Raw genomic sequence first — 24,500 nt, forward strand, 5'->3', positions numbered from 1 at the left:
GTCGTTCGCCGGGTGCGGGTCGTGCGTGGCCGATCACGCGGCTCCCCGCACCTCTGAAGGCATTTCATCACCCTGGTATGGACCAATCTCGGCGTCGGCACTTGACACCAGAATTGGTCCATACCAACTTGGTCTGCGCACCTCTCTGCACACCTCTGCATCTGTGCACTCCCGAACACCCCACTTTCCAGGGAGATCACGTGCGCAACCAACCCCTCAGACGTCTGAGACGTCGACTTCTCGCTCTGGTCGGGTCCGGCGCTCTTGCGATCGCCGGAGCCGTCGCTCTTCCCGGTACGGCCCAGGCGGCCAATGTCGTGTCCAACGCCGGCTTCGAGTCGGGCGGCCTCTCCCCGTGGAGCTGCACCGGCAATCTCGGGTCGGTCGTCTCCTCGCCCGTGCACGGTGGGTCCAAGGCCCTCGCGGGTGCCGTCAGTTCGAGCGACATCGCCAAGTGCGGCCAGACCGTCGCGGTGCAGCCGAACACCACGTACAGCCTCAGCGGCTGGGTACGCGGGTCCTACGTGTACCTCGGTGTGGAGGGCGGTGCCTCCACCTGGACGTCGTCGCCGTCGGTGTACAGCCGGCTGTCGCTGTCGTTCACGACCGGTGCCTCGCAGACCAGCGCCCGGGTGTACGTGCACGGCTGGTACGCCCAGGGCACCTACTACGCCGACGACATCAGCCTCGACGGGCCCGGTGGCGGCTCGGACAGCCAGGCGCCGAGCGTGCCGGGCAGCCTGCGGTCCACCGGAAAGACCTCGTCGAGCGTGTCGCTGGCGTGGAACGCCTCGACGGACAACGTCGGGGTGACCGGGTACGACGTCTTCCGCGGCTCGACCCAGGTGCTCAGCGTCTCCGGTACGAGCGCGACGGTCAGCGGGCTGTCGCCCAGCACCGGTCACACATTCACGGTGAAGGCACGGGACGCGGCCGGGAACGTGTCGGCGGCCTCCAACGCCGTCACCGTCACGACGGACGCGGGCGGCGGTGGCGGCACCGGCTTCAAGCAGGCCGCGCCCTATCTGTACCTGGGCTGGGGCGATCCGCCGAGCGCGACCTCGGTGATGAGCTCGACCGGGATCAAGTGGTACACGATGGCGTTCATCCTCTCCTCGGGCGGCTGCAACCCCGCCTGGGACGGGTCACGGCCGCTGACCGGCGGCAACGACCAGAGCGTCATCAACTCCATCCGGTCCGCGGGCGGTGACATCGTCCCGTCGATCGGCGGCTGGAGCGGCAACAAGCTCGGGCCGAACTGTGCCGGCGCCGAGGCACTGGCGGGGGCGTACCAGAAGGTCATCAACGCCTACGGGCTGAAGGCGATCGACGTCGACATCGAGAACACCGACGAGTTCGAGAACGCCACCGTGCAGGACCGGATCCTGAACGCCCTGAAGATCGTCAAGGCGAACAACCCGGGCCTGCGGACCGTCCTCACCTTCGGCACCTCCACGACCGGGCCGACGTACTGGGGCAACCGGCTCATCGAGCAGGCCAAGGCGCTCAACGCGGACATCGACGTCTTCACGATCATGCCGTTCGACTTCGGCGGCGGCGCCGACATGTACGGCAACACCGTGAACGCCACGGAGGGGCTGAAGAACAAGCTGAAGTCCACCTTCGGGTGGGACGACGCGACGGCCTACGCCCACATCGGCATCTCCGGCATGAACGGGCTGTCCGACCAGCAGGAGCTCACCTCGACCGCGACCTGGACGCAGATCCGGGACTGGGCGAACTCCCATCACCTCGCCCGTCTCGCGTTCTGGTCGGTCAACCGTGACCGGCCGTGCCCGGGCGGCGGCGTGACGAGCAACTGCTCCGGGATCAGCCAGAGCAACTGGCAGTTCACTTCGATCACGGCCGGGTTCACCGGCTGAGCCCCCTGTCACCCTCCCGGGAGAATTTTTTCCGGGAGGGTGTATCAGGGCGCCACCGGCGTGCTCATAAGAGTGAAAGGCAAACGGGGGAGCACTGACGGGGGACCGAGAAACACGGGGGAAGCACCACCACGGGGGAAGCACGGGGGATTCGGGCCGGCCGACCGCTGCGACGGGGGCGGCGGCCGACCGGCCCGAAGTCAACCGCGGGACGGTGGGTCAGAAGCGGCCCGAGCCCCGGTACAGCTCCAGCTCCCCGTCCAGCTCGACCGCGAGCACCGTGGCGTGCGGGTCGAGCTCCGCCCCGGTGGGCGGTTCGATCCAGAGCACCCCGGGCGTCTCGTGCAGACCGCCGGTGATCCGGTGGGCCAGTTCCCGTCCGGTGCCGAGCACCGTGACCCGGCGCACCCCACCGAGCAGCCCGCGTACGTTGATCTCGGCGCGCGGGGCGTCGAAGAGCACCAGGTACAGGGTGCGGCGGTCCTTGGAGAGGGTGCTCGGGCCGTAGTGGTGACCGGCCGGCAGGCCGCGTTCGGTGCCGTACACCGCTTCCGCGTGCTTGGCGATCCAGTCGCCGAGTCCCTCCAGCCGCTCGGCCTGTTCGGCCGGGATCGTGCCGTCCTCCCGCGGGCCCACGCTCAGCAGCAGGTTGCCGCCTGCACCGATGGTCTCGGCGAAGTAGCGGATCAGCTGGTCGACCGTCTTGTGGTTGTGGTCGTGGTGCTGATGCCCCCAGGAGTCGTTGATCGTCAGGCACAGCTCCCAGGGGCCGTCGGGCGGGACGACCGGGGCGCCCTGCTCGGGCGTGGCGTAGTCGCCCTCGCTGAGCATGCGGGCGTTGAAGACGACGTCCGGCACCTCGGAGCGGATCAGCGCGGCCAGCTCCGGGATGCGCCACTGCTCCTCACTGCGGTCCCACTCACCGTCGAACCACAGCAGGTCCGGCTTGTAGCGGGAGGTCAACTCCCTTATCTGGCCGTCCCGGTAGTCGAGGAACCGTTCCCAGGCGGCCAGGTCCTCGTCCTGCGCGGCGACCTCGGAGTACCGGTTGTCCTCCAGCTCCGGCGGGCGGCCGGGCTTGCGGGTGGAGGCGTAGTCGGGGTGGCTCCAGTCCGAGTGGGAGTAGTACAGACCGACCTTGAGGCCCTGCTCGCGCAGGGCGTCGGCGTACCCGGCGATCAGGTCGCGGCCCACGTTCAGATCGCCGTGGGCCGTGTCCCACAGGGCCACGCCGTCGTGGTGACGGCTGGTCAGCACCGCGTACCTGGCGCCGGCCCGCGCGAAGAGCTTCGCCCAGTCGCGCGGTTCGTAGCGGGCGGCGGTGAACCGGTCGAACTGGGACATGTACCGGTCGTAGGGGACGATGTCGTCGTAGAACGACCAGGACTCCTGGACGCCGTCGACGGCGTAGATGCCCCAGTGGACGAAGATCCCCAACTTGGCGTCGGCGAACCAGGGTTGTATCGCCATCAGTCCACCTCGGCGCGCTGGAGGCGAAGGGTCAGCACCTGGAAGGGGCGCAGCGACACGGGCACCCCGCCGTCGGTCTCGGCGGCCTCCAGGGGGCGCTCCAGAAGGTCGGTGATCTGGGCGCCGGCCAGCGGGAACCCGGTGCGCAGCACGCCCTGCGCCCGGCCGCCCCGCGACTCGTAGAGGCGTACGACGACGACGCCGGACCGGTCGTCGGCCAGCTTGACCGCCTCGACGGTCACACCGTCGCCGTCGACCGAGACGACCGGTTCGGGCGCACCGGCCGCGTCCGCCACGCGCAGCGGGAGGTTGAGGGCGTAGCCCTCGGCGACGGCGTCCTCGATGTCCGCGCCGGGCAGCAGGGAGTAGGTGAAGCGGTGCATGCCCTGGTCGGCCTCGGGGTCCGGGACGCGCGGGGCGCGCACCAGGCTGAGGCTGACCCGGGTCGTCGTGCCGCCGTCCTCGCGGACCGTGCGGGTCACGTCGTGGCCGTACGTCGAGTCGTTGATGACGGCGACGCCGTAGCCGGGCTCGGCGATGTGCACCCAGCGGTGGCCGGAGACCTCGAAACGGGCCGCCTCCCAGCTGGTGTTGGTGTGGGTGGGCCGCTGGATGTGACCGAACTGGATCTCCGCGGAGGAGTGCGGGGCGCGGATGTCGACCGGGAAGCCCGCCTTGAGGATCTTCTCGGCCTCGTGCCAGTCGATCTCGGTCTCGAAGTCGATCCGGGGACTGCCCGCGCGCAGGGTGACGGTCTGGGTGAGCTTCGAGCCCTTGCCGAAGGCGCGGGTGACCCGGATCGCGCCGATCAGCGGATCCTGTTCGACGACGGTCACCGACTCCGTCTCCAGCAGGTCCTTGTAGCGGTTGCGGTAGTGCTTGTCGATGTCCCAGGCGTCCCAGTAGTTGGGCAGGTCCGTGTGCAGGCGGAGCAGGTTGCCCTGGTCGGCGAGGACTTCACGCTGAGCCCGGAGGTCGAACACGGAGGCGAGCGTGCCGTCCTCCGCCACCTCGACCCGCACCAGCCCGTTGTCGAGGACACGGCCCTCGGCCTTCACCGGCTGCGCGGGCCCGGCGCCGGTCAGGGGCGCACTGCCGCTCGCGGGCACCTCGACGTACGCCGGTGCGCCCTCGGACGTACGGACCACCTCGGCGCGCGGATACGGGCTCGTGTTGAAGACCCGGGCCTCTCCGCCGCCCAGCGCCGCGACCGCCTCGGTCGTCAGCTCCTCCAACTCGGCTGCCACGCGGGCGTATTCGGCCTCGGCCTCGCGGTGCACCCAGGCGATCGAGGAGCCCGGCAGGATGTCGTGGAACTGGTGCAGCAGGACCGTCTTCCAGAGCCGGTCGAGTTTCTCGTACGGGTAGGCGTAGCCCGGCGCGTGCAGCGCGGCGGTCGTCGCCCACAGCTCGGCCTCGCGGAGCTTGTGCTCGCTGCGGCGGTTGCCCTGCTTGGTGCGGGCCTGGGAGGTGTAGGTGGCGCGGTGCAGCTCCAGGTAGAGCTCGCCGTTCCAGACGGGGGCGTCCTCGTACTCGGCGCGAGCCTTGGCGAAGAACTCGTCCGGGTGCTCCACGACGACCTTGGGCGAGCCCTCCAGGTCGGCGAGCCGGCGCGCCCGCTCCATGATCTCGCGGGTGGGGCCGCCACCGCCGTCGCCCCAGCCGAAGGGGGCCAGCGAGCGCGTGCCACCGCCCTTCTCGGAGTAGTTGCGGACCGCGCGGTCCATCTCCTCGCCGCTGAAGCGGGCGTTGTAGGTGTCGACGGGCGGGAAGTGGGTGAAGATGCGGGTGCCGTCGATTCCCTCCCACCAGAAGGTGTGGTGGGGGAACTTGTTGGTCTGGTTCCAGGAGATCTTCTGGGTCAGGAACCACTCGTTGCCGGCCAGCTTGGCGAGCTGCGGGTAGGCGGCGGTGTAGCCGAAGGAGTCGGGCAGCCAGACGCCCTTGGTCTCGACGCCGAAGTGCTCGATGAAGAACCGCTTGCCGTGGATGAGCTGGCGGGCGATGGCCTCGCCGCCGGGCAGGTTGCCGTCGGCCTCGACCCACATGCCGCCGACCGGCGCCCACTGGCCCTTCTTCACGGACTCCTGGATCCGGGCCCACACGTGCGGGTAGTTGTCGCGCACCCACTCGTACTGCTGGGCCTGCGAGCAGGCGAAGATGAAGTCGTCGTACTCGTCCGCGAGGGACGTGACGTTGGAGAAGGTGCGGGACGTCTTGCGCTTGGTCTCGCGGATGGGCCACAGCCACGCGGAGTCGATGTGGGCGTGGCCGACGCCGGAGACGGTGTGGGCGCTGGCGTGCGCGGGCTTGGCGAGGACGGGGGCGAGGACCTCGCGTACGGCCGCCGCGCTGCCGGAGATGTCGTCCAGGTCGAGGACGTCCATGGCCCGGTCCAGGGCGTGCATGATCTCGTGCCGGCGCGGCTCGTGCTCGCCGAGGTGGACCATGAGCTCGCGCAGCACCTGGAGGTCCAGGTCGAGGTGCCAGACCTCCTCGTCCAGGACGGCGAGGTCGGCGCGCCTGAAGGTGTACAGCGGCTTGTCGCCGGCGGTGAGGACGTCGCCGAGGGGGGTCGGGGCCGCGAAGTCGTCGGCCAGGATGTCGGGGTTGGAGGCGGCCTCGACGAGGTAGTCGATCTCCTCGCCGCCCGCGGCCGGGTTGCCGATCGGCACGTACTGGTTGAGCGGGTTGACCGCCTTCAGGGGGCGGCCGTCGGCGAGGTGGACCAAGGCCTCGGCCTGGTTGCCGGGCCAGTCACCCACGAAACCGAGGTCGATGACCGCCTCGACGCGGCGTCCGGCCCACTCGGCGGGTACCTGTCCGCGCATCCGGAACCAGGTCGTGCCCCAGGGCGGGCCCCACGGGGTGTCCATCGCGAAGGGCCGGTACCGGGCGGCTGCCGCCTCCTCGAAGGGGACCGGCTCGCCCGGCGCCTGCCAGGCCTCCACCTCGAAGGGGACGGTGGCCGAGTAGATCGCGGGCTTGATGCGCTGGTTGTGGACGCGCTCGACGCGTTCCTCGATCCGGCGGCGTTCGTCGTGCATCAGGGTCTCCAGGGAGGGAGAGAACGGAGGGGAGGCGAGGGGCGGGCAGGGCGGGGAAGGCGATCAGGGACGAGGGAAAGCGCTTTCGGCGGGCGAGCGCTACTTAAGGTACGCCAGTCCCGGGTGGACGGCGGAGTACCCCTCCACCAGCCTGCGGGCCACGTTGACCGAGTCGACCAGCGGGTGCAGCGCGAACGCCTTCACGGCCGTCGCGCGGGAGCCGGACTCGGCCGCGGCCAGCACCTCCCGCTCGACCGCCTTGACCGAGCAGACGAGCCCGGTGGCGTGATCGGGCAGCGGGGCGACGGCGACCGGGTGGGCGCCGTTGGCGTCGACCAGGCAGGGCACCTCGATCACGGCTTCGGAGTCGAGCACCGACAGCGTGCTCCGGTTGCGGACGTTGAGGATCAGGGTCGTGCGCTCGTCCCGGGCGATGGCCCGCATCAGCGCGAGCGCCACCTTCTCGTAGCCGCCTGAGAGGTCGTCGGCGTCGCGCTCGCCGGCGCCGGCCGTCTCCCGGTTCTCCGACATGTAGGTGGCCTCGCGCTCGGCGCGGGTGCGGTCCCAGACCTCCAGGGCGGCGGCACCGGGATCGCGCATCCGCTCGTAGAAGCCTGCCTGCTGGTCGCGCAGGAAGGCGCCGCGGGTCTTGTCGGCCTCCTGGTAGGCGCGGACGGCCTCGCGGTTGAAGTAGTAGTAGTGCAGGTATTCGTTGGGGATGGCGCCGAGGGAGCGGAGCCAGTCGACGCCGAAGAGCTTGCCCTCCTCGAAGGAGCCGAGCAGGTCGGGGTCGGCGAGCAGGCGCGGGAGCTCGTCACGGCCGGCGACGCGCAGGCCGCGCACCCAGCCGAGGTGGTTGAGGCCGACGTAGTCGATCCACGCCTCGCCGGGATTCTTCACACCGAGCACGCGGGCGATACGGCGGCCGAGGCCGACCGGCGAGTCGCAGATGCCGATGACGCGGTCGCCGAGGTGGCGGGACATGGCCTCGGTGACCAGGCCCGCGGGGTTGGTGAAGTTGATGACCCAGGCGTCGGGTGCGAGGCGGGCGACGCGCCGGGCGATGTCGACGGCGACCGGGACCGTGCGCAGGCCGTAGGCGATGCCGCCCGCGCCGACCGTCTCCTGGCCCAGGACGCCCTCGGCGAGGGCGACCCGCTCGTCGTCCGCCCGGCCTTCGAGGCCGCCGACGCGGATCGCGGAGAAGACGAAGTCGGCGCCGCGCAGGGCCTCGTCCAGGTCGGTCGTGGCGGTGACCTCGGGCGCGTCGGGCACGCCCGCCGCCTGTTCGGCGAGCACCCGCGTCACGGCGTCCAGACGCCCGGCGTCCAGGTCGTGCAGCACGACGTGGGTGACCCTGCCCTCGGCGCGGTCCGCCAGGAGCGCCCCGTACACCAGCGGCACACGGAATCCTCCGCCGCCGAGAATCGTCAGCTTCACGTCTGCACCTTTCCCGCCACGACGACCTCGACGCCCGCCTCCTGCAAGGAGGCCCGCGTCACCGGGTCGACCGGCTCGTTCGTCACCACCACGTCCAGGTCCTCGGGCCCGCACACCTTCGCCATGCCGTGCCCGGGGAACTTCGCCGCGTCGGCGAGCAGGACGACCTTGTCGCCGGCCTTGATCATGGCCCGCTTCACCGGCACCTCGACGACCGTCGTGTCCATCACCTGCCCGCCCGGCCGCACTCCACTGGTGCCCAGGAACAGCCAGTCGGCATGCAGCTGGCGCAGATTGTCCTCGGTGAGGAAGCCGACCAGGGAGCGGTACTCACGGCGGAGCATGCCGCCGAGCAGCACCAGCTCGATGCCCTCGTCGTCGGCGAGCTCCTCGTAGACCACCAGGTTGCTGGTGATCACGGTGAGACGGCGGCCGTGCAGCTGGCGTGCCAGCCGGAAGGCGGTGGTGCCGATGTCGAGCAGCACGGACTGGCCGTCCTCGACCATGGCGGCCGCGTGCGCGGCTATGGCGTCCTTCTCGGCCACGCGCACCTCGGCGACCTCGGCGAAGGGCTGGTCGCCCTCCTCCATGACCGCGCCGCCGTGCACACGTGTCAGCAGGCCGTCCTCCTCGAGTTTGAGCAGGTCACGCCTGATCGTGGCGGGGCTCACGCCCAGCTGATCGGAGAGATCGGTCACGGCCGCGGGGCCTCCTGAGCGCAGGGCCCGCAGGATGAGTTGGTGTCGTCGTTCTGCCAGCACGGCGTGAACACTACTCGTCATCTTCAATCATCGCCATGCTTATTTCTGCTCGGGTATTGACCAATCTCCCGGAGCGGCGCACGATTCCGGTCACCGAAATGAAGAGTTTTGACGAGCTCTCCGAGCGGGTCCCGAACGAGAGGACGTTTCCGTGGACGACGACCGGCCCGATGTGGTGCTGACCGGGCTGCTCTTCTACGACCTCGTTCTCACGGGGCTCGGGAAGCCGCCGACACCGGGCGAGGAGATCTGGACCGGCGGCATGGGCTGCGGCCCGGGCGGCATCGCCAATCTGGCGGTGGCCGCCGCCCGCTTCGGTCTGCGCACCTCGCTGGCCACGGTGTTCGGCGACGACCTCTACGGCGAGTACTGCCGGGAGATCCTGCGCGACCAGGAGGGCATCGACCTCTCGCTCTCGCGCACCGCGGACGGCCGGCCCACCCCCGTCACCGTCTCCCTCGCCCACGGCGGCGACCGCGCGCTCGTCACCCACGGCCAGGAGCCCCCGTACTCGCAGGACGTGCTGATGGGCGACCCGCCCGAGGCGCGCACGGCCCTCGTGCACATCGAGGCCGAGCCCCGCGAGTGGCTCGCCAAGGCCGCCGCGAACGGCACCCGCATCTACGCCGACGTCGGCTGGGACCCCACCCAGCAGTGGTCCACCGACCTCCTCGACCAGCTCTCCCTGTGCCATGCCTTCCTCCCCAACGAGACCGAGGCCATGGCGTACACCCGCACCGACAGCGCGGTCGCCGCGCTCGGCACGCTCAGCGAACTGGTGCCGGTGGCCGTGGTGACGCGCGGCGGTGACGGCGCGGTCGCCGTCGACCAGACGACCGGTGAGTACGCGGACGTGCCCGCCCTCGACATCGATGTCCTCGACGCCACCGGCGCCGGGGACGTCTTCGGGGCGAGTTTCGTCGCGGCCTCGCTGGGCGGCTGGCCGCTGGAGGAACGGCTGCGGTTCGCCGTCCTCGCCGCCGGCCTGTCGGTCGGCCGGCACACCGGTGCCCTGGCCGCCCCCGGCTGGTACGGCGTCGACCGCTGGTGGCGCTCCCAGACCGATCCCGGGCTGAAGCGGACGTACGGCTTCCTGGCGGACCGGCTCCCGGACGATCCGGGGCCGCCCGTCGCGTACGCCCCCGTCACCCCGCCCGCACGGCAGCACTGACATCCCCCCACGCACCTCATGCGAAGTCCCGAAAAGATCCGAAAGGCGGTGGGAGCTGTGCGGCTCTCACGAAGAGGCCTGCTCCGCGCGGGCCTGGCCGGTACGGCCGCCACGGCGCTCGGCGGCCTGGCGTCCGGCTGTGCCGTTCCGACCGGCTCGTCCGGCCGGAACATGGTCCTGTGGTACTGGAGCGGCGGCCTGAGCGACACGGTCGTCAAGAACGCCAAGGCGCGTTACGACAGCTCCGTGGAGCTCGACGCCATCCAGATCGGCGGCTACTACCGGTCGAAGCTGATCACCACGATGGCGGGCAACGCCCACATCCCCGACATCGCGGGCCTCAAGGGCGAGGACATGGCGTCCTACCTGCCGAACTCCGACCAGTTCGTGGACCTGAGGACGCTCGGCGCCGACAAGCTCAAGAGCCGGTACCTGGACTGGAAGTGGCAGCAGGGCGTGGCCCCGGACGGCAGTCTCGTCGGCTTCCCGATCGACGTCGGCCCGGTCGTGCACTACTACCAGCCCGCCGTCTACGAGAAGGCCGGGCTGGCCCACGAACCGGACGACGTGTCCCGGGAACTGGACACCTGGGAGAAGTTCTTCGCGGCCGGCGAGCGGCTGAAGAAGCGGATACCCGGGACGTACATCCTGACCGACGTCGGCAGCGTCTTCGAGATGTCGATCGGCCAGAGCACCACCCGGTTCGTCGACGAGGACCGCAACTTCATCGGTGACGGCACCAACGTCCGCACCTGCTGGGAGCGGGCGGTGGAGGCCAAGCGGCGCGGGATCGTCTCGAACATCGTGACGGGCACTCCCGACTCGATCTCCGCCACGGAGAAGGGCAAACTGCCGAGCCAGCTCAACGCCTCCTGGGCGGCCGGCGACCTCAAGCTCGCCTATCCGAAGACCGAGGGCAACTGGCGGGTGGCGGCCTGTCCGGGCGGCCCCTCGAACGTCGGCGGCTCCTTCCTCGCGATCACGAAGGCGTGCCGGGAGCCCGAGCGGGCCTTCCAGATCATCACGTGGATGCTGAACGCCGACAACCAGGCGCAGGGCTTCGTCGAGGCCGGCCTGTTCCCGTCGACCCCGGCGTCGTACGGGATGAAGAAGCTGCGCGAGCCGGACCCGTTCTTCGGCGACCAGATCACCATGGACGTCTTCGGACCGGCCGCGGAGAAGATCCCGGTCGCCTTCAACAGCCCCTACGACGTCGCGCTCGGGCAGCCGATCAGGGACGAGATCAAGAACGTGGGCGTCCTCGGCAAGGATCCGAAGAAGGCCTGGGAGGACGCCATGAGCAAGTGCCGGCGTATCGCCAAGCACCTGGGGGTGAGCATCTGATGGCCGTCATCGAGCAGACCCCGCCCGCGGTGAACCGACCGCAGCCCGCAACAGCCGGGCCGAAGAAGGGCCTTCGCAAGCACTGGCACCTCTACGCCGCGATCTCCCCGTTCTACCTGCTCTTCCTCGCCTTCGGCCTGATCCCCGTCGGCTTCTCGCTCTACCTCTCCTTCCACCGCTGGGACGGCCTCGGCTCCATGGAGTGGGCGGGGCTTTCGCAGTACCAGTACCTGCTGAGCGACAGCGACTTCTGGCAGTCGATCGGGAACACGATCGTCATCTGGGCGCTGGCCACCTTCCCCATGATCTTCCTGGCGATGGTGACGGCCGTGATGCTCAACTCGGCGGTCCGCTTCAAGAACGCCTACCGGTTCGCGTACTTCCTGCCCAACGTCACCTCCGTCGTCGCGATCGCGATCGTCTTCGGGTCGATCTTCTCCACCAACTTCGGCCTGGTGAACGCCCTGTTGCAGGCCGTGGGCCTGGACCAGGTGGCGTGGCTGAACACCCCGTGGGGCATCAAGGTCGCCATCGCCACGCTGATGACCTGGCAGTGGACCGGCTACAACGCGATCATCTTCCTCGCCGGTCTCCAGACCATCCCGAGCGACCTGTACGAGGCGGCCCGCATCGACGGCGCCGGTCCCGTGCAGACCTTCTTCCGGGTCACCCTGCCGCTGCTGCGGCCGACGCTGCTGTTCGTGCTCGTCGTCTCCACCGTCACCGGCCTGCAGAGCTTCTCCGAGCCGCAGGTGCTGCTGCAGACCACGGCCAACGAGTCGACGTTCTCGGGCGGCCCGGACCACGCCGGCCGGACGATGGTCCTCTACTTCTTCCAGCAGACCTTCGACAACAACGACTTCGGGTACGGCGCCGCCGTGGCGTGGGGCATCTTCCTGGTCGTCGTCCTCTTCTCGATCATCAACTGGCGCCTGGTGCAGCGCCGGGGCGAACAGTAGGAAGGCCGCGACATGGCATCCATCAAGGGCTCCGGACGCCGGGGCATCGCGCTGCACACGTCCCTGATCATCGGTGTGCTGCTGTCGGCGTTCCCGTTCTACTGGGCCGTCATCATGTCCACGCACACCTCGTCGGAGATCTTCTCGTACCCGCCGAAGCTGCTGCCGGGCTCGCACTTCATGGAGAACGTCCGCAGCCTGTTCGACACGATCGACTTCTTCGGCTCGATGTGGAACTCGCTGCTGGTCGCGACGGTGGTGACCTTCCTGGTCCTGTTCTTCGACTCGCTGGCGGCCTTCGTCTTCGCCAAGTTCGACTTCCCCGGCAAGAACGTGCTGTTCGCGCTGCTGATGCTGATCTTCATGGTGCCGGCGCAGATGTCGGCGATCCCGCAGTTCGTGATCATGGCGAAGATCGGCTGGATCGGCTCGATGACCGCGCTGATCGTGCCGGCTGCGGCCAACGCGTTCGGCATCTTCTGGATGCGGCAGTACATGCGCAGCGCCATCCACGACGAACTGCTCGACGCCTCCAAGCTGGACGGAGCGAACTTCCTGCGCCAGTACTGGCACGTCGCGCTCCCGGTCGTCCGCCCCGGGCTCGCCTTCCTCGGCATCTTCACCTTCATGGGTCAGTGGAACGACTACGCCTGGCCCCTGATCGCCCTGACCAACCCGGACAACGTCACCCTCCAGGTCGCGCTGTCCCAGCTCAACGGCACCCACGGCACCACCGACTACGGCATGGTGATGACCGGCGCGGTCCTCGCCCTCATCCCGCTGCTGATCGTCTTCGCGATCGGTGCCCGCCAGATCATCGGCGACCTCGCGAAGGGGGCCGTCCGCGGATGAACGATCCGTCGGTCCCCGGTCCCTCGGCCGTCGATCCCCTGATCGCCCTGCGCCCCTGGGAGGCACCCGAGGTGACCTCCTGGGGGCGGCTCCCCATGAACGCCGTCGACCGGCGCTCCGGAGCACTCCCCCTCGACGGCGACTGGCGCTTCCAGCTGCTGTCAGCTCCGGACGCGCCGGTCGGCGGTGCCTGGTCCACCGCCCGCGTCCCCGGCGCCTGGACCCTCCAGGACACGGCCGACCTGCCGCAGTACACCAACGTCCGCATGCCGTTCCCCGAGTTCCCGCCGCACTCGCCCGCCGCCAACCCGACGGGGGTGTACGAGCGTGAGATGGACGTCCCCGCGCACTGGGCCGGACGCCGGATCGTGCTCCAGGTCGGGGCCGCCGAGAGCGTGCTGCTGGTGCATGTGGACGGACGGCCGGTGGGCGTCTCCAAGGACTCCCACCTGGCCGCCGAGTTCGAGCTGACGGGACTGGTGCGTCCCGGCGCGCGAGCCACCGTACGGCTGACCGTGGTGAAGTGGTCGGATGCCTCGCACATCGAGGACCAGGACCAGTGGTGGCACGGCGGGATCACCCGCTCGGTGCTGCTGTACGCGACGGATCCGCTGCACCTGGCGGACGTCACCGTGCGGGCCGCGTACAGCGGTGCCCTGCGGGTGGACTGCCTGGTGCGGGACGCGGGCGGTGCGCTGCCCGAGGGGTGGTACCTCACCGGCGACCTGGACGGGCAGCCGCTCGGGCAGGACGCGGAGTTCGACCGCGCGAACGCCGAGGAGGAGCGGGTCTCCGACTTCCTCGGCGAGGCCCGGCTGCTGGCCACCGTCGCCGGCGTGCGCACCTGGAACGCGGAGACTCCCGAGCTGTACGACCTCACCGTCCGCCTGCACCGCGCCGACGGCACCGTCGCCGACACCTCCCGCCACCGCATCGGTTTCCGTGACGTCGAGGTCGTCGGCCGGGACCTGCTCGTCAACGGGGAGCGGGTGTTCGTCCGGGGCGTCAACCGGCACGACTTCCACCCGCTGACCGGGCGCACGGTGTCGTACGACGACATGCGCGCCGATCTGGTGCTGCTCAAGCGCTTCGGCTTCAACGCCGTGCGCACCGCCCACTACCCCAACGACCCCGCCCTGTACGACCTCGCCGACGAGCTCGGGCTCTACGTCGTCGACGAGGCGGCCATCGAGTCCCACGACCACGCCCACGAGATCGCCGACGACCCGCGCTATCTCAACGCCTTCGTCGACCGTGTCTCGCGCATGGTGCTGCGCGACAAGAACCATCCGTCGGTCATCATCTGGTCGCTGGGCAACGAGTCCGACTACGGCGCGGGCCACGACGCGGCGGCGGGCTGGCTGCGCCGCCACGACCCGACGCGGCCTCTCCAGTACGAGGGCGCCGCCAAGCTCGGCTGGGCGGACCCGGCCGTCGCCTCCGACATCGCCTGCCCGATGTACGCGTCGCTGGAGGACTGCCTCGCCCACGCGCTCTCCGGCAAGCAGACCAAGCCGCTCATCCAGTGCGAGTACTCGCACGCCATGGGCAACAGCAACGGCACACTGGCCGACCACTGGGCTGCCATCGAGGCCACCCCGGGTCTTCAGGGCGGGTTCATCTGGGAGTTCTGGGACCACGGAATCCTTCAGCGCGTGAGCGACGGAAGACCGGCCGGGCGTGGGGGCGCCGGGCTCTACGACAACGGTGTCGCCGCGCCCGGGTACCGCTGGGCGTACGGCGGTGACTTCGGCGAGGCCGTCCACGACGGCGCGTTCATCGCGGACGGCGTGGTGTTCCCCGACCGCACGCCCAAGCCCGCCATGTACGAGCACCGGGAGATCGCGGCGCCGCTGCGGATCGAGTGCTTCCGGCACGAGGGCATCGTGCTCGGCAACCACCAGCACTTCTGCGGCCTGGACTGGCTCGCCGGCGAGTGGCGGCTGGACCTCGCCGACGGCACGACGCTGACCGCGCCGGCCGTGCTGCCGAACCTGTGCCCCGGCGAGACGGCCGCCGTACCGCTGCCCTTCGAGGTGCCGCGCGAGGGCGGCGAGGCCTGGCTGACGCTGCGGGTGACCGTGGCCGAGGACCAGCCGTGGGCGCCGCGCGGCACCGAGGTGTGCGTGCCGCAGGTGCGGCTGCGCGGCCCGGCCGTCGCCGAGGCCGCTCCCGTGGCGGGCCGGGTCGAGGTCGACGGTGAGGGTCTCCTCGTCCACCCGCTGCTGACGGCCGCCCCCACACTGTCGCTGTGGCGGGCGCCCACCGACAACGACGAGCTCGGCGGCATGGCGCGGCGCTGGCGGAGCTGGGGGCTCGACGCGCTGGTGCGCAAGACCGTGTCGGTGCGCGAGGACTCCGGCCGGGTGACGGTGGAGGCCGAGTACGCGGGCACGACCGGTGTCGTACGGCACCGGCAGGTCCTGACACCCGTCGAGGGCGGCGTCCGGGTCGAGGAGGAGGCCGAGCTGCCGGAGGCGTTCGACGACGTCGCCCGGGTCGGCACGGTCTTCGAGACGGTCGCCGGACTCGACCTGCTGGACTGGTTCGGGCAGGGACCCTGGGAGTCGTACCCGGACCGCAGCGCGGGCCCGCCCGTCGGCCATCACTCCGTCCCCGTGGACGAGTTGTTCACCCCGTACCTGCGGCCGCAGGAGAGCGGCGGCCGGCACGGCGTACGCCGGTTCACGCTGTCGGCACCGGACGCCGCCGGCCTCGCCGTCGCCACCGGCCTCTGCGTCGCCCTGGACGAACCCCGTCAGATCTCGGTGACCCGCTACCGCGCGGAGGACCTCACCTCGGCGCGGCACCACGACGAACTGGTCCCGCGGCCCGGCTGCGTGGTGCACATCGACGCCGCGCACCGCGGCCTGGGCACCGCGTCCTGCGGGCCCGACACCTCACCCTCCTGTCTCGTCGCCCCGGGCGTCCACCGCTGGAGCTGGACCCTGCGCGCGCTCTGAACCTCCCACGCCCTTCACCGTCATTCCTCTACGGATCTTCTTTCCCACGGATCTTCCTACGGAGCACAGGTGTGTACTTCGCATGACCAGGAACAGGGCGAGGCCGCGCAGGCCGGTGCCGGAAGACGCGGATTCCTGCGCGCCACGGCGCTGCTCGGCGCCGCGGCCACGGCAGGGGTCGCCCTGCCGGGCGTGGCCGAGGCATCCCCGGCGACGGCCGGGTGGCATCCCGATGCCGAAAGCCGCCGCTTCACGCTGGCCGTGATGCCCGACACCCAGTACCTCTTCGACGGGCCGAGCATCAACCCGGCGCCCGTCGAGGCGTCCCTGCGGTATCTGCTGGAGCACGGCAGGGAGGACAACATCGTCTTCCTGTCCCACCTCGGTGACCTCACCGAGAACGGGGCGAAGGAGGAGTTCACGGCGATCGGGAAGGCGTTCGAGCCGCTCGACCGGCGCGGCGTCGGCTACAGCGTCCTCGCCGGCAACCACGACGTGAAGTCGTCCACGACCGACCAGCGCGGTGCGACGCCGTACCTGGACACGTTCGGCCCGCGGCGGTTCCAGGGCAAGCCGACGTTCGGCGGCGCCTCTTCGGACGGCTACAACACCTACCACCTGTTCCGGGCGGCCGGCCGCGAGTGGATGGTGCTCGCGCTGGACTGGCGGCTGTCGCCGCAGGGCTACGCCTGGGCGAAGGACGTCCTCGCCCGGCATCCGAGGACGCCCGTCATCCTCACCACTCATGAACTGGTCGTCAACGACGACGCGTTGTCGTCCTACGGGCAGCAGCTGTGGGACCGGCTGATCAAGGACCACGACCAGATCTTCCTGACCCTGAACGGCCATTACTGGCCGGCGGGCCGGGCCGTCCGCAGGAACGCGGCGGGCCACGACGTCCACCTGCATCTGACGAACTACCAGAACCGCTACTTCGGCGGCGCGGCGATGATCCGTCTCTACCACTTCGACCTGGACCGCGACGTCATCGACGTCGAGACGGTCTCCCCGTGGATCCTGGGCCGCGCCGCGAAGGGACTCAACGAACTGGAGCGGCAGGAGATCGAACTCAGCGGCGACGCCGACCGGTTCTCCGTCGGCATCGACTTCGCGGACCGCTTCTCCGGCTTCGACCCGGTGCCGGTCCGCCCGGCGCGCCCCGCGTCGAAGATGCTGATCCGGGGCACGGCCGCCTACTGGCGCTTCGACTCCCCCGTCTCCGGCACCGTCCGCGACCTGTCCGGCCGCGGCAACGACCTCACCGTGGTCTCCGTCGGCGGCGGCACGCTCGGCTGGTCGGCCGACCATCACCCCGACCAGCCCGGCCACGGCAGCCTGGAGTTCACCGGCTTCAAGTCCCCGCTCAAGGGCGCGTATCTGCGCACGGTCGACGGCGCCCCGCTCAACGCGGCCACCTTCCGCGACGGCTACACCGTCGAGGCGTTCTACCGGGTGCCCGCCGACTGGGACGCCTCGCACAACGCGTGGGCCGGCCTGGTCGGCCGTACGGGCACCGGCGGCGCCGCCGGCAAGACCGAGGGCGACCCCGACGAGCCGCTCGCCACGCTCTCCCTGTCCGACGGGCCCGGCCCGCAGTGGGCGGTCCGGCCGCTCAACCAGGAGGGCATCGCCACCAACTGGGGCGACGAGACCGCGCGGGAGAGGTGGTGGCACGTCGCCGTCGTCAACGACGGACGGCACACCACGATGTACGTGCAGGGCTCCCCGGTGGCCCGCAACCCGCACGCCACCGCGATCGGCCTCACCTCGGTCGGCCTGCCCTGGCTGCTCGGCGGCTACGAGTACGGCGGCAACATCGACCAGATCCTGTACGGCCGCCTCGGCGACGTCCGGATCGTCGAACGGGCGCTGCCCGTCACCTCCTTCATGACCCACTGACGCCCTTTTGAGGATCACCATGACCGAGCAGCAGCTGCCCGCGTGGGCCGACCCGTCCGTCTCCCCCGCCGATCTCGATCCGCAGGGCGTGTCCCGGCGCGGACTCCTGCGCAGCGCGGGCCTCTTCGGCGCCGCCTTCGCCCTGGGCACGGCGACCCCGGCACTGGCGGCCGACAACCGGCGCCTCGGGAGCGAGGACCACCGCCTCGGGGGCGACGACCCCCGCCTCGCCTACCTCGTCGGCGACCACCACGTCCACAGCGTCTACAGCCACGACGCCAAGTACACGTTCTCCCAACTGGCCGCCGCGGGCGCCCGGTACGGCCTGGACTGGATGGTGTTCACCGAGCACTCCAACTTCGGGCACGCCCGGTACGGCGCGGCGCTGGAGCACCGGGAGATCCTCAGGGCCCGTGCCGAGAACCCGCGCCAGCTGATCTTCCAGGGCCTGGAGTGGTACATCCCGGCCGCCGAGCACTGCACGGTCTTCACGGCACCCGGCCGCCACGAGGTCGACCTGCTCACCCGCTTCGAGAGCGCCTACGACGGCAAGCTGCTCGGCTACACCGAGGGCGCCCCGGGTGCGGCGGACACCGCCCGCAACGAGGCCCACGCAGTCAAGGCGATCAAGTGGCTGGCCGAGCAGCGCCGTACGGGCCGTGTCGACGACGTCCTCGTCCTGGCCAACCATCCGCTGCGCCTGGGCATCGACTCCCCTCACGAGATGCGCAACTGGCGGGACGCGGCTCCCGAGATCATGATCGGCATGGAGGGCGCGCCCGGCGCCCAGGGCGCGGCGATCCCCGGCTGGCGCGGGGCGACGTCGATGCGCGGCGAGTACGAGAACAAGCCGTCGGCGCAGTCCTGGCCGGGCTATCCGGCCGAGGCGTACCTCACCTACGGCGGCTTCGACTGGGCGACCGCGACGGTCGGCGGCCTGTGGGACTCCATGCTCGCGGAAGGCCGCCTCTTCTCGATCACGACGAACTCCGACGCCCACCGCATCGTCTTCGACACCTGGAGGAACGGCGACTGGCCGGCTGGCCAGAACTTCGACAACACCGGCAAGCTCCCCGACCCGGTGAACACCACCACCCCGCAGCCGGGCAGCGACTTCTGGCCGGGCCAGTTCAGCCGCACCCACGTCGGTGTGACCCGATACGGCTACCGCGCGGTGATGGCGGGCCTGCGCGCGGGCCGGGTCTGGCTGGACCACGGACACCTGCTGGACGGCCTCGACGTACGCCTCGAGCGGGACTGCGACCACGGCCGCGGTGTCACGCTGGGCGGCCGACTGCGCGTGCGCAAGGGCGAGAAGCTCACGCTGAACGTGACCGTGACGACGGCCTCCCGCCCCAACCCGCAGGGAATCCTGCCGGAGTTGGCACACGTCGACGTCATCCGCGGGTCGGTCCGCGGCCCGGTGGCGGACCGGGACGCCTGGCAGGCCCCCGACACGAAGGTGGTGTCCACGGCCGACGTGTCCGGCCGCAAGGGCACCTACACGCTCCGCATCCCCCTCACCGCCGGCGACAAGCCCTTCTACGTCCGCCTGCGCGGCAGCGACGGCAACCGCCACGGCGCCGGCTACCTCGGCGCCTCGGTCGACCCGCACGGACCGATCCCGCACGCGCCCGGGGACGGTGACCCGTGGACGGATACGTGGTTCTATTCGAACCCCGTATTCGTCGACGTGGCAGGAGCCTGATGAGACGTCATCTCGTCACCCCCGTTTGCTTATCGGTTGCCCTCGCGCTCGGCGCGGGCACCGCGTCCGCGGCCGGTGACCCGCAGTGGGCCGAGACCGGTACGGCGTACACCGACACCCTGGGCGGCGGGCAGGGGCTCGCGACCCGGGCGGACGGTTCACTCCTCTACCGGGGCCTGGCCGACATCCCGCTGAGCCTGCGCATCAAGGGCTGGAACCACATCGGCGACCCCGACATCGCCCGCGGCCACACCTTCGACGCCTACCAGGGCCCGGACACGGCCACGTCCAAGATGTTCGCGGTGACGACCCCGTCCGGGAAGCGCTACGAGTACGTCCACCAGCTCAACCCGGGCGAGAAGCTCAACAACTCCTTCGCCACGATCTCACCCGACGGCCAGTGGCTGGTCTCGGGCGAGTGGGGCGACCAACGACGCCTCCAGGTCTTCCCCGCCCCACTCCTCAACCCGTCCACCCCGCAGGCCGGCGGCGACCTGAAGGAGGCCTGGCAGATCACCCTGGACAAGCCGGTACGAGACATCCAGGGCTGCGACTTCGTCACCGACACCCGCCTGCTGTGCGCGTCGAACGACGCCACCACCACCCTCTTCCCCGAACCCCACCCCCTCCTCCAGGTGGACCTCCCCCACAAGCTGGACGGCCGGCCGATCACCGGCGCGGTGAAGTCCCTCTTCGCCCTGCCGCGACGGAGCGTGTGCAAGGGGGCGTTCGAGACGGAGGGCATCGATTACGACGCGAACAGCGGGGTGATGCGGGTGGAGATGATCCCGCCGGGGGTGTGCGCTGTGGTCACCGCTGTGTACTCGTACAAGCAGGTCGGCGGCTGAGTGACGGGCGCGGCGATCATGCCTGGGCGCCGCGCCTCCGTCTTCGCGCAGCGCCGGTCACACGGCCGGCGGCTCCAGGTCACGGTGGATTCGCCTGCCCTTGCGGACACTCACCGTGTGCGGACCTTGCTCTCCTCTCCGGGCTCGTCGGCGTTGCCGAACACCGGCAGCCGGCGCGGCGGAGCCGGCGAGCCGCCCGAGTTGCTGCTGCCGAGTCCGTCGCGCACCTGACGGGCCCGCGCCCGAGCGCTGGACGGCCGGGGAGAGGACGAAGCGGGGCCGTTTCCCGCGAACGCCGGGATTCCGGGCGCAGTCCACAGCCACGGCAACCGTTCAGACGTAGAACCGCGACAGGCTCTGCAGGACTGCCGCCGGCTTCGCTGCGCCCTCGATCTCGATGGTGCCCTCCACGGCGATCTGCACCCCGCCCGGCACCTCCTCGACCTCCCCCAGCCGCCCGACCAGCCGTATCCGCGACCCGACCTTCACCGGCGACGGGAAACGCACCTTGTTCAAGCCGTAGTTGACCTTTGTGGTCACCCCCTGCACATCCAGCAGCTCCGTGAACAGAGGGATGAAGAGCGACAGGGTCAGATAGCCGTGGGCGATGGGGGTGCCGAAGGGGCCCTCGGTCGCTCGCTCCGGGTCCACGTGGATCCACTGGTGGTCGTCCGTCGCGTCGGCGAACGTGTCGATTCGGGACTGGGTGATCTCGATCCAGCCGCTGGTGCCGAGGTCGGTGCCGGACAGCTTCTTCAGTTCGTCGAGGCCGTTGACGGTGATGGTCATGCGGGCAGGTTCCTTACTGGTTGCCGTAGCGCGTACGGACGCGGGACTTGAGGAGTTTTCCGGAGGCGGTGCGCGGGAGTTCGTCCGCGAGGACGAGCGACTTGGGGATCTTGTACTTCGCCAGGCGGCCGGACAGCGAGGCGAGTACCTCGTCGGGGTCCAGGGCCGCGCCCTCGCGCGGGACGACCACCGCGCGAGGGACCTCGCCCCACTTGTCGTCGGCCACGCCGATGACCGCGCATTCGGCGATGTCGGGGTGGGTGAGCAGGACGTCCTCGATCTCGGCGGGGTAGATGTTCTCGCCGCCCGAGATGATCATGTCCTTGATGCGGTCGACGACGAAGACGTAGCCGTCCTCGTCGACGCGCGCCGCGTCCCCGCTGCGGAACCAGCCGTCGGCGAAGGACGCGGCGGTCTCGTCGGGCAGGCCCCAGTAGCCGGGCATGACGTGCGGGCCGCGGACCACGATCTCGCCGGGCTCGTCGGTATCGACCGGGGTCAGGTCGGGCCGTACCACCCGTACGTCGCTGAAGAAGTGCGGTACGCCCGCCGAGCCCGCCTTGGTGATCGCGTGTTCGGCGTCCAGGAACAGCGTCCCGGGTGCGGCCTCCGTCATGCCGTAGCCCTGGAGGAAGGTCAGGCCGCGTTCCTGGTAGGCGGCGATGAGCGGTGTCGGGACCGGGGAGCCGCCGCAGGTCAGGATGCGCAGGGACGACAGGTCCGCGGCCGGCCAGCGGGGGTGGCGGGACAGCTGGTCGAACATCGTCGGGACGCCGAACATGAAGGTGATGCGGTGACGGGCGATCAGGTCGAAGGTCGCGTCCGGGTCGAAGGCCGCTACGAGGACGCAGGTGCCGCCCTTGAGGAGGACCGGCAGGGTCAGCATGTTCAGGCCCGCCGTGTGGAACAACGGAGCCGAGACCAAGGCGCGTTCGTCGGCGATGAGGTCGGTGTCGACGAGGACGTTGAGGGCGTTCCAGGTGATGTTGCCGTGGGTGAGCATGGCGCCCTTGGGGCGGCCGGTCGTCCCCGAGGTGTACATGATGATGCAGGTGTCGTCGGGCGTGACGGGGGCGTCGATCGGCTCGTCCGAGGACGAGGCGAGGACCTCCTCGTAGTCCGGGCCCGTTTCGAGGTAGGTGCGGACGTCGGTGTGGCCGGGGAGGCCCGCGACCAGCCCGGCGTGTGACGGGCCGTGGAGCAGGGCCTTGGCCCCGGAGTCGGCCAGTTGGTAGGCGATCTCGGGGCCGGCCAGGCGGGTGTTGAGGGGGACGAAGACCGCGCCGAGCGTGCCGGCGGCGAAGAGGGTCTCCAGGTAGGACGGGTGGTTCGGGCCCAGGTACGCGACGCGGTCGCCGCGGCGGACACCGCGCTCCCGCAGGGCATGGGCCAGTCGGGTGGTGCGCTCGTACAGGGCGGCGTACGACGTCGGTGTCCCGCCGTGGATCAGGGCGGTGCGGTGGGGTGTCTTGCGGGCCCGGCGTGCGGGCCACGACCCCAGTCCCTCGTTGCGCATGTCACGCCCCTTACGGTTTCGTCAGCCCGAGCAGCCGGGCGGCGTTGTCCTTGAGGACCCTCGGCCTGACCTCGTCCTTGATCGACAGCTTGGCGAAGTCGGCGAGCCAGCGGTCGGGGGTGAGGACGGGGAAGTCGGAGCCGAAGAGGACCTTGTCCTTCAGCAATGTGTTGGCGTACTGCACCAGTTGCGGCGGGAAGTACTTCGGCGACCAGCCGGACAGGTCGATGTGCACGCCGGGCTTGTGCGTCGCCACCGCGAGGGCTTCGTCCTGCCAGGGGAAGGACGGGTGCGCCAGGATGATCTTCAGGTGCGGGAAGTCGGCCGCCACGTCGTCCACGTGGAGCGGGTTCGAGTACTTCAGCCTGATCCCGCCTCCGCCGGGGACTCCGGCGCCGATGCCCGTCTGGCCCGTGTGGAACAGGGCGATGGTGCCCGTCTCCTCGATCACCTCGTAGAGGTCGTACGCCACCGAGCGGTCGTCGGGGAAGAAGCCCTGGATGCTGGGGTGGAACTTGAAGCCCCGCACCCCGTACTCCTCGACCAGGCGCCGGGCCTGCCGCACGCCCGCCTTCCCCCGGAACGGGTCGATCGACGCGAAGGGGATCAGCACGTCGGCGTTGGCCGCGGCCGCCTCGGCGACCTCCTCGTTCGGGACGGGTGGCGTGCCCGTCGCCGACTCGGCGTCGACCGTGAAGATCACTGCGGCCATGTTCCGCTCGCGGTAGTAGGCGGCCGTCTCCTCCAGGGTCGGTTTCCGCTTGCCCTCGACCTTGAAGTAGGCGGAGGAGGCGTCGTGGAGGTCGTCGTCCAGGGAGGAGTGGCCCTTGGAGGAGACTTCCGCGTGGGTGTGGACGTCGATCGCGACCAGCTGGTCCAGGTCCATCACGCCTCCGGGAACTCGGGCGCCGGAATGCCGACCGACTGGAGTTCGGCGCCGACCGAGGTGGGCCAGACGTCGGCCAGGGTGTCGGGGGTCCAGCCGCCGTCCGCGTACGCCGCCGCGATCTCCTGCGGATGCGACCAGAGTGCCACCTTGTCCCCGCCGATGCCGATGGCCTGGCCGGTGATGCCGCGGGCCGCCTCGGAGGCCAGGAAGGGGACGACGGCGGCGCAGTCCTCGGGGGTGCCGAAGCCCTCGCCCTTGCGCAGGAAGTCCGGGAGCGGCGCGCCGCCGCGCATCGCCTCGACGTACGGGGCGAAGCCGGGGATGGTCTCGGTCATCGCGGTCGCGGCGACCGGCACGATCGCGTTGACGGTGATGCCCGCGCGGCCCAGCTCCATCGACCAGGTGCGGGCGAAGGCGGCGATGCCGGCCTTGGCGGCGGCGTAGTTCGTCTGCCCGAAGTTGCCGCGCTGGCCCGCCGGGGAGCCGACCAGGATCAGGGTGCCGCCCTCGCCCTGCTCGCGCATGCGGACCGCTGCGGCGCGGGCGCAGGTGAAGGTGCCCTTGAGGTGGGTGGTGATCACGGCGTCGAAGTCTTCGTCGGTCATCTTCCACAGGACCCTGTCGCGCAGGATGCCCGCGTTGGTGACCAGGACGTCGAGGCGCCCGAACTCCTCGACCGCGCGGCCGACCAGGCGGTCCGCGGCCTCGGTCGTGCCGACCGGGACGACCTCGGCGACGGCCGTGCCGCCGGCCTCGCGGATGGACTTCACGGCCGCCTCGGCCACGGCCTCGTCGACGTCGTTGACGACCACGAGGGCGCCGTGGGCGGCCAGGGCGTGGGCGTAGGCGAGGCCGAGGCCCCGGCCGCTGCCGGTGACGACGGCGGCCTTGCCGGTGAGATCGATGCTGGGCACGGGCGGGGTCCCTTCGAGGAGAGGTGCGGCTGCAGGGCGAGGAAAGG

At 70.5% G+C, this 24,500-nt stretch carries 17 protein-coding genes; 9 read left to right on the top strand and 8 right to left on the bottom strand.

Features of this window, described 5'->3' with window-relative positions:
• Positions 1 to 200 precede the first annotated feature (200 nt).
• Entirely contained in the window at positions 201 to 1,883 is a 1,683-nt protein-coding gene (locus tag AC3ETA_RS16550; protein WP_432193641.1) for a carbohydrate binding domain-containing protein, read from the top strand.
• A gap of 219 nt (positions 1,884 to 2,102) precedes the next feature.
• Here AC3ETA_RS16550 and AC3ETA_RS16555 read toward each other — a convergent pair whose 3' ends face one another.
• The 4 genes from AC3ETA_RS16555 to AC3ETA_RS16570 all read right to left on the bottom strand — a co-directional run bounded on the left by AC3ETA_RS16555 (position 2,103) and on the right by AC3ETA_RS16570 (position 8,601).
• Entirely contained in the window at positions 2,103 to 3,353 is a 1,251-nt protein-coding gene (locus AC3ETA_RS16555; protein WP_432193642.1) for an alpha-L-fucosidase, read from the bottom strand.
• On the bottom strand, positions 3,353 to 6,400 hold the full coding sequence (locus AC3ETA_RS16560; protein ID WP_432193643.1) for an alpha-mannosidase: 3,048 nt from the start codon (positions 6,398 to 6,400) through the stop codon (positions 3,353 to 3,355). The genes AC3ETA_RS16555 and AC3ETA_RS16560 overlap by 1 nt, the downstream gene beginning before the upstream one ends.
• A 99-nt stretch (positions 6,401 to 6,499) precedes the next feature.
• The gene (locus tag AC3ETA_RS16565; protein WP_432193644.1) at positions 6,500 to 7,840 is read right to left on the bottom strand and encodes a 6-phospho-beta-glucosidase; all 1,341 of its coding nucleotides are present in this window, start codon (positions 7,838 to 7,840) and stop codon (positions 6,500 to 6,502) included.
• Positions 7,837 to 8,601: a DeoR/GlpR family DNA-binding transcription regulator gene (locus tag AC3ETA_RS16570; RefSeq protein WP_432193645.1), complete on the bottom strand. Its 765-nt coding sequence runs from the start codon at positions 8,599 to 8,601 to the stop codon at positions 7,837 to 7,839. The genes AC3ETA_RS16565 and AC3ETA_RS16570 overlap by 4 nt, the downstream gene beginning before the upstream one ends.
• Positions 8,602 to 8,752: 151 nt before the next feature.
• Here AC3ETA_RS16570 and AC3ETA_RS16575 point away from each other — a divergent pair, with 151 nt between their 5' ends.
• The 8 genes from AC3ETA_RS16575 (at position 8,753) to AC3ETA_RS16610 (ending at position 20,345) form a co-directional block, all read left to right on the top strand.
• Complete coding sequence (locus tag AC3ETA_RS16575; protein ID WP_432193646.1) at positions 8,753 to 9,772, top strand: carbohydrate kinase family protein; 1,020 nt, start codon at positions 8,753 to 8,755, stop codon at positions 9,770 to 9,772.
• Between the two features lie 57 nt (positions 9,773 to 9,829).
• Positions 9,830 to 11,116 carry an extracellular solute-binding protein gene (locus tag AC3ETA_RS16580; RefSeq protein ID WP_432193647.1) on the top strand — a complete coding sequence of 429 codons (1,287 nt, stop codon included), beginning with the start codon at positions 9,830 to 9,832 and terminating at the stop codon, positions 11,114 to 11,116.
• Positions 11,116 to 12,075: a carbohydrate ABC transporter permease gene (locus AC3ETA_RS16585; protein ID WP_432193648.1), complete on the top strand. Its 960-nt coding sequence runs from the start codon at positions 11,116 to 11,118 to the stop codon at positions 12,073 to 12,075. The genes AC3ETA_RS16580 and AC3ETA_RS16585 overlap by 1 nt, the downstream gene beginning before the upstream one ends.
• Positions 12,076 to 12,087: 12 nt before the next feature.
• Positions 12,088 to 12,927, top strand: a complete 840-nt coding sequence (locus tag AC3ETA_RS16590; protein WP_030954638.1) for a carbohydrate ABC transporter permease — start codon at positions 12,088 to 12,090, stop codon at positions 12,925 to 12,927.
• Complete coding sequence (locus AC3ETA_RS16595; protein WP_432193649.1) at positions 12,924 to 15,890, top strand: glycoside hydrolase family 2 TIM barrel-domain containing protein; 2,967 nt, start codon at positions 12,924 to 12,926, stop codon at positions 15,888 to 15,890. Before AC3ETA_RS16590 ends, AC3ETA_RS16595 begins: the two co-directional genes overlap by 4 nt.
• 69 nt (positions 15,891 to 15,959) lie before the next feature.
• A complete protein-coding gene (locus AC3ETA_RS16600; protein ID WP_432193650.1) occupies positions 15,960 to 17,789 on the top strand; it encodes a LamG-like jellyroll fold domain-containing protein in 1,830 nt (609 codons plus the stop codon).
• A 19-nt stretch (positions 17,790 to 17,808) separates the two neighbouring features.
• Positions 17,809 to 19,497 (top strand): PHP domain-containing protein, encoded by a 1,689-nt coding sequence (locus tag AC3ETA_RS16605; protein ID WP_432193651.1) that lies wholly within the window; start codon positions 17,809 to 17,811, stop codon positions 19,495 to 19,497.
• A complete protein-coding gene (locus tag AC3ETA_RS16610) occupies positions 19,497 to 20,345 on the top strand; it encodes a hypothetical protein (RefSeq protein WP_432193652.1) in 849 nt (282 codons plus the stop codon). Before AC3ETA_RS16605 ends, AC3ETA_RS16610 begins: the two co-directional genes overlap by 1 nt.
• Before the next feature lie 333 nt (positions 20,346 to 20,678).
• Here the strand turns inward: AC3ETA_RS16610 and AC3ETA_RS16615 are convergent, their stop codons facing one another.
• Genes AC3ETA_RS16615 through AC3ETA_RS16630 form a run of 4 tightly spaced genes read right to left on the bottom strand, consistent with a single transcriptional unit; the run spans position 20,679 to position 24,453 of the window.
• Entirely contained in the window at positions 20,679 to 21,134 is a 456-nt protein-coding gene (locus AC3ETA_RS16615) for a MaoC family dehydratase (RefSeq protein WP_432193653.1), read from the bottom strand.
• Positions 21,135 to 21,147: 13 nt separating this feature from the next.
• The gene (gene menE / locus AC3ETA_RS16620) at positions 21,148 to 22,650 is read right to left on the bottom strand and encodes an o-succinylbenzoate--CoA ligase (protein ID WP_432193654.1); all 1,503 of its coding nucleotides are present in this window, start codon (positions 22,648 to 22,650) and stop codon (positions 21,148 to 21,150) included.
• Between the two features lie 10 nt (positions 22,651 to 22,660).
• The gene (locus AC3ETA_RS16625; protein WP_432193655.1) at positions 22,661 to 23,536 is read right to left on the bottom strand and encodes an amidohydrolase family protein; all 876 of its coding nucleotides are present in this window, start codon (positions 23,534 to 23,536) and stop codon (positions 22,661 to 22,663) included.
• The gene (locus AC3ETA_RS16630; RefSeq protein WP_432193656.1) at positions 23,536 to 24,453 is read right to left on the bottom strand and encodes an SDR family NAD(P)-dependent oxidoreductase; all 918 of its coding nucleotides are present in this window, start codon (positions 24,451 to 24,453) and stop codon (positions 23,536 to 23,538) included. The genes AC3ETA_RS16625 and AC3ETA_RS16630 overlap by 1 nt, the downstream gene beginning before the upstream one ends.
• Positions 24,454 to 24,500 lie beyond the last annotated feature (47 nt).

The organism is Streptomyces sp. bgisy027, from assembly GCF_057710365.1.

What these genes read in the sequence shown, in the direction of transcription:
- AC3ETA_RS16560 (WP_432193643.1), bottom strand. Translation starts at nt 6,400, where the DNA reads ATGCACGACGAACGCCGCCGGATCGAGGAACGCGTCGAGCGCGTCCAC.
- AC3ETA_RS16555 (WP_432193642.1), bottom strand. Translation starts at nt 3,353, where the DNA reads ATGGCGATACAACCCTGGTTCGCCGACGCCAAGTTGGGGATCTTCGTC.
- AC3ETA_RS16595 (WP_432193649.1), top strand. Translation starts at nt 12,924, where the DNA reads ATGAACGATCCGTCGGTCCCCGGTCCCTCGGCCGTCGATCCCCTGATC.
- AC3ETA_RS16590 (WP_030954638.1), top strand. Translation starts at nt 12,088, where the DNA reads ATGGCATCCATCAAGGGCTCCGGACGCCGGGGCATCGCGCTGCACACG.
- menE (WP_432193654.1), bottom strand. Translation starts at nt 22,650, where the DNA reads ATGCGCAACGAGGGACTGGGGTCGTGGCCCGCACGCCGGGCCCGCAAG.
- AC3ETA_RS16615 (WP_432193653.1), bottom strand. Translation starts at nt 21,134, where the DNA reads ATGACCATCACCGTCAACGGCCTCGACGAACTGAAGAAGCTGTCCGGC.
- AC3ETA_RS16585 (WP_432193648.1), top strand. Translation starts at nt 11,116, where the DNA reads ATGGCCGTCATCGAGCAGACCCCGCCCGCGGTGAACCGACCGCAGCCC.
- AC3ETA_RS16610 (WP_432193652.1), top strand. Translation starts at nt 19,497, where the DNA reads ATGAGACGTCATCTCGTCACCCCCGTTTGCTTATCGGTTGCCCTCGCG.
- AC3ETA_RS16625 (WP_432193655.1), bottom strand. Translation starts at nt 23,536, where the DNA reads ATGGACCTGGACCAGCTGGTCGCGATCGACGTCCACACCCACGCGGAA.
- AC3ETA_RS16605 (WP_432193651.1), top strand. Translation starts at nt 17,809, where the DNA reads ATGACCGAGCAGCAGCTGCCCGCGTGGGCCGACCCGTCCGTCTCCCCC.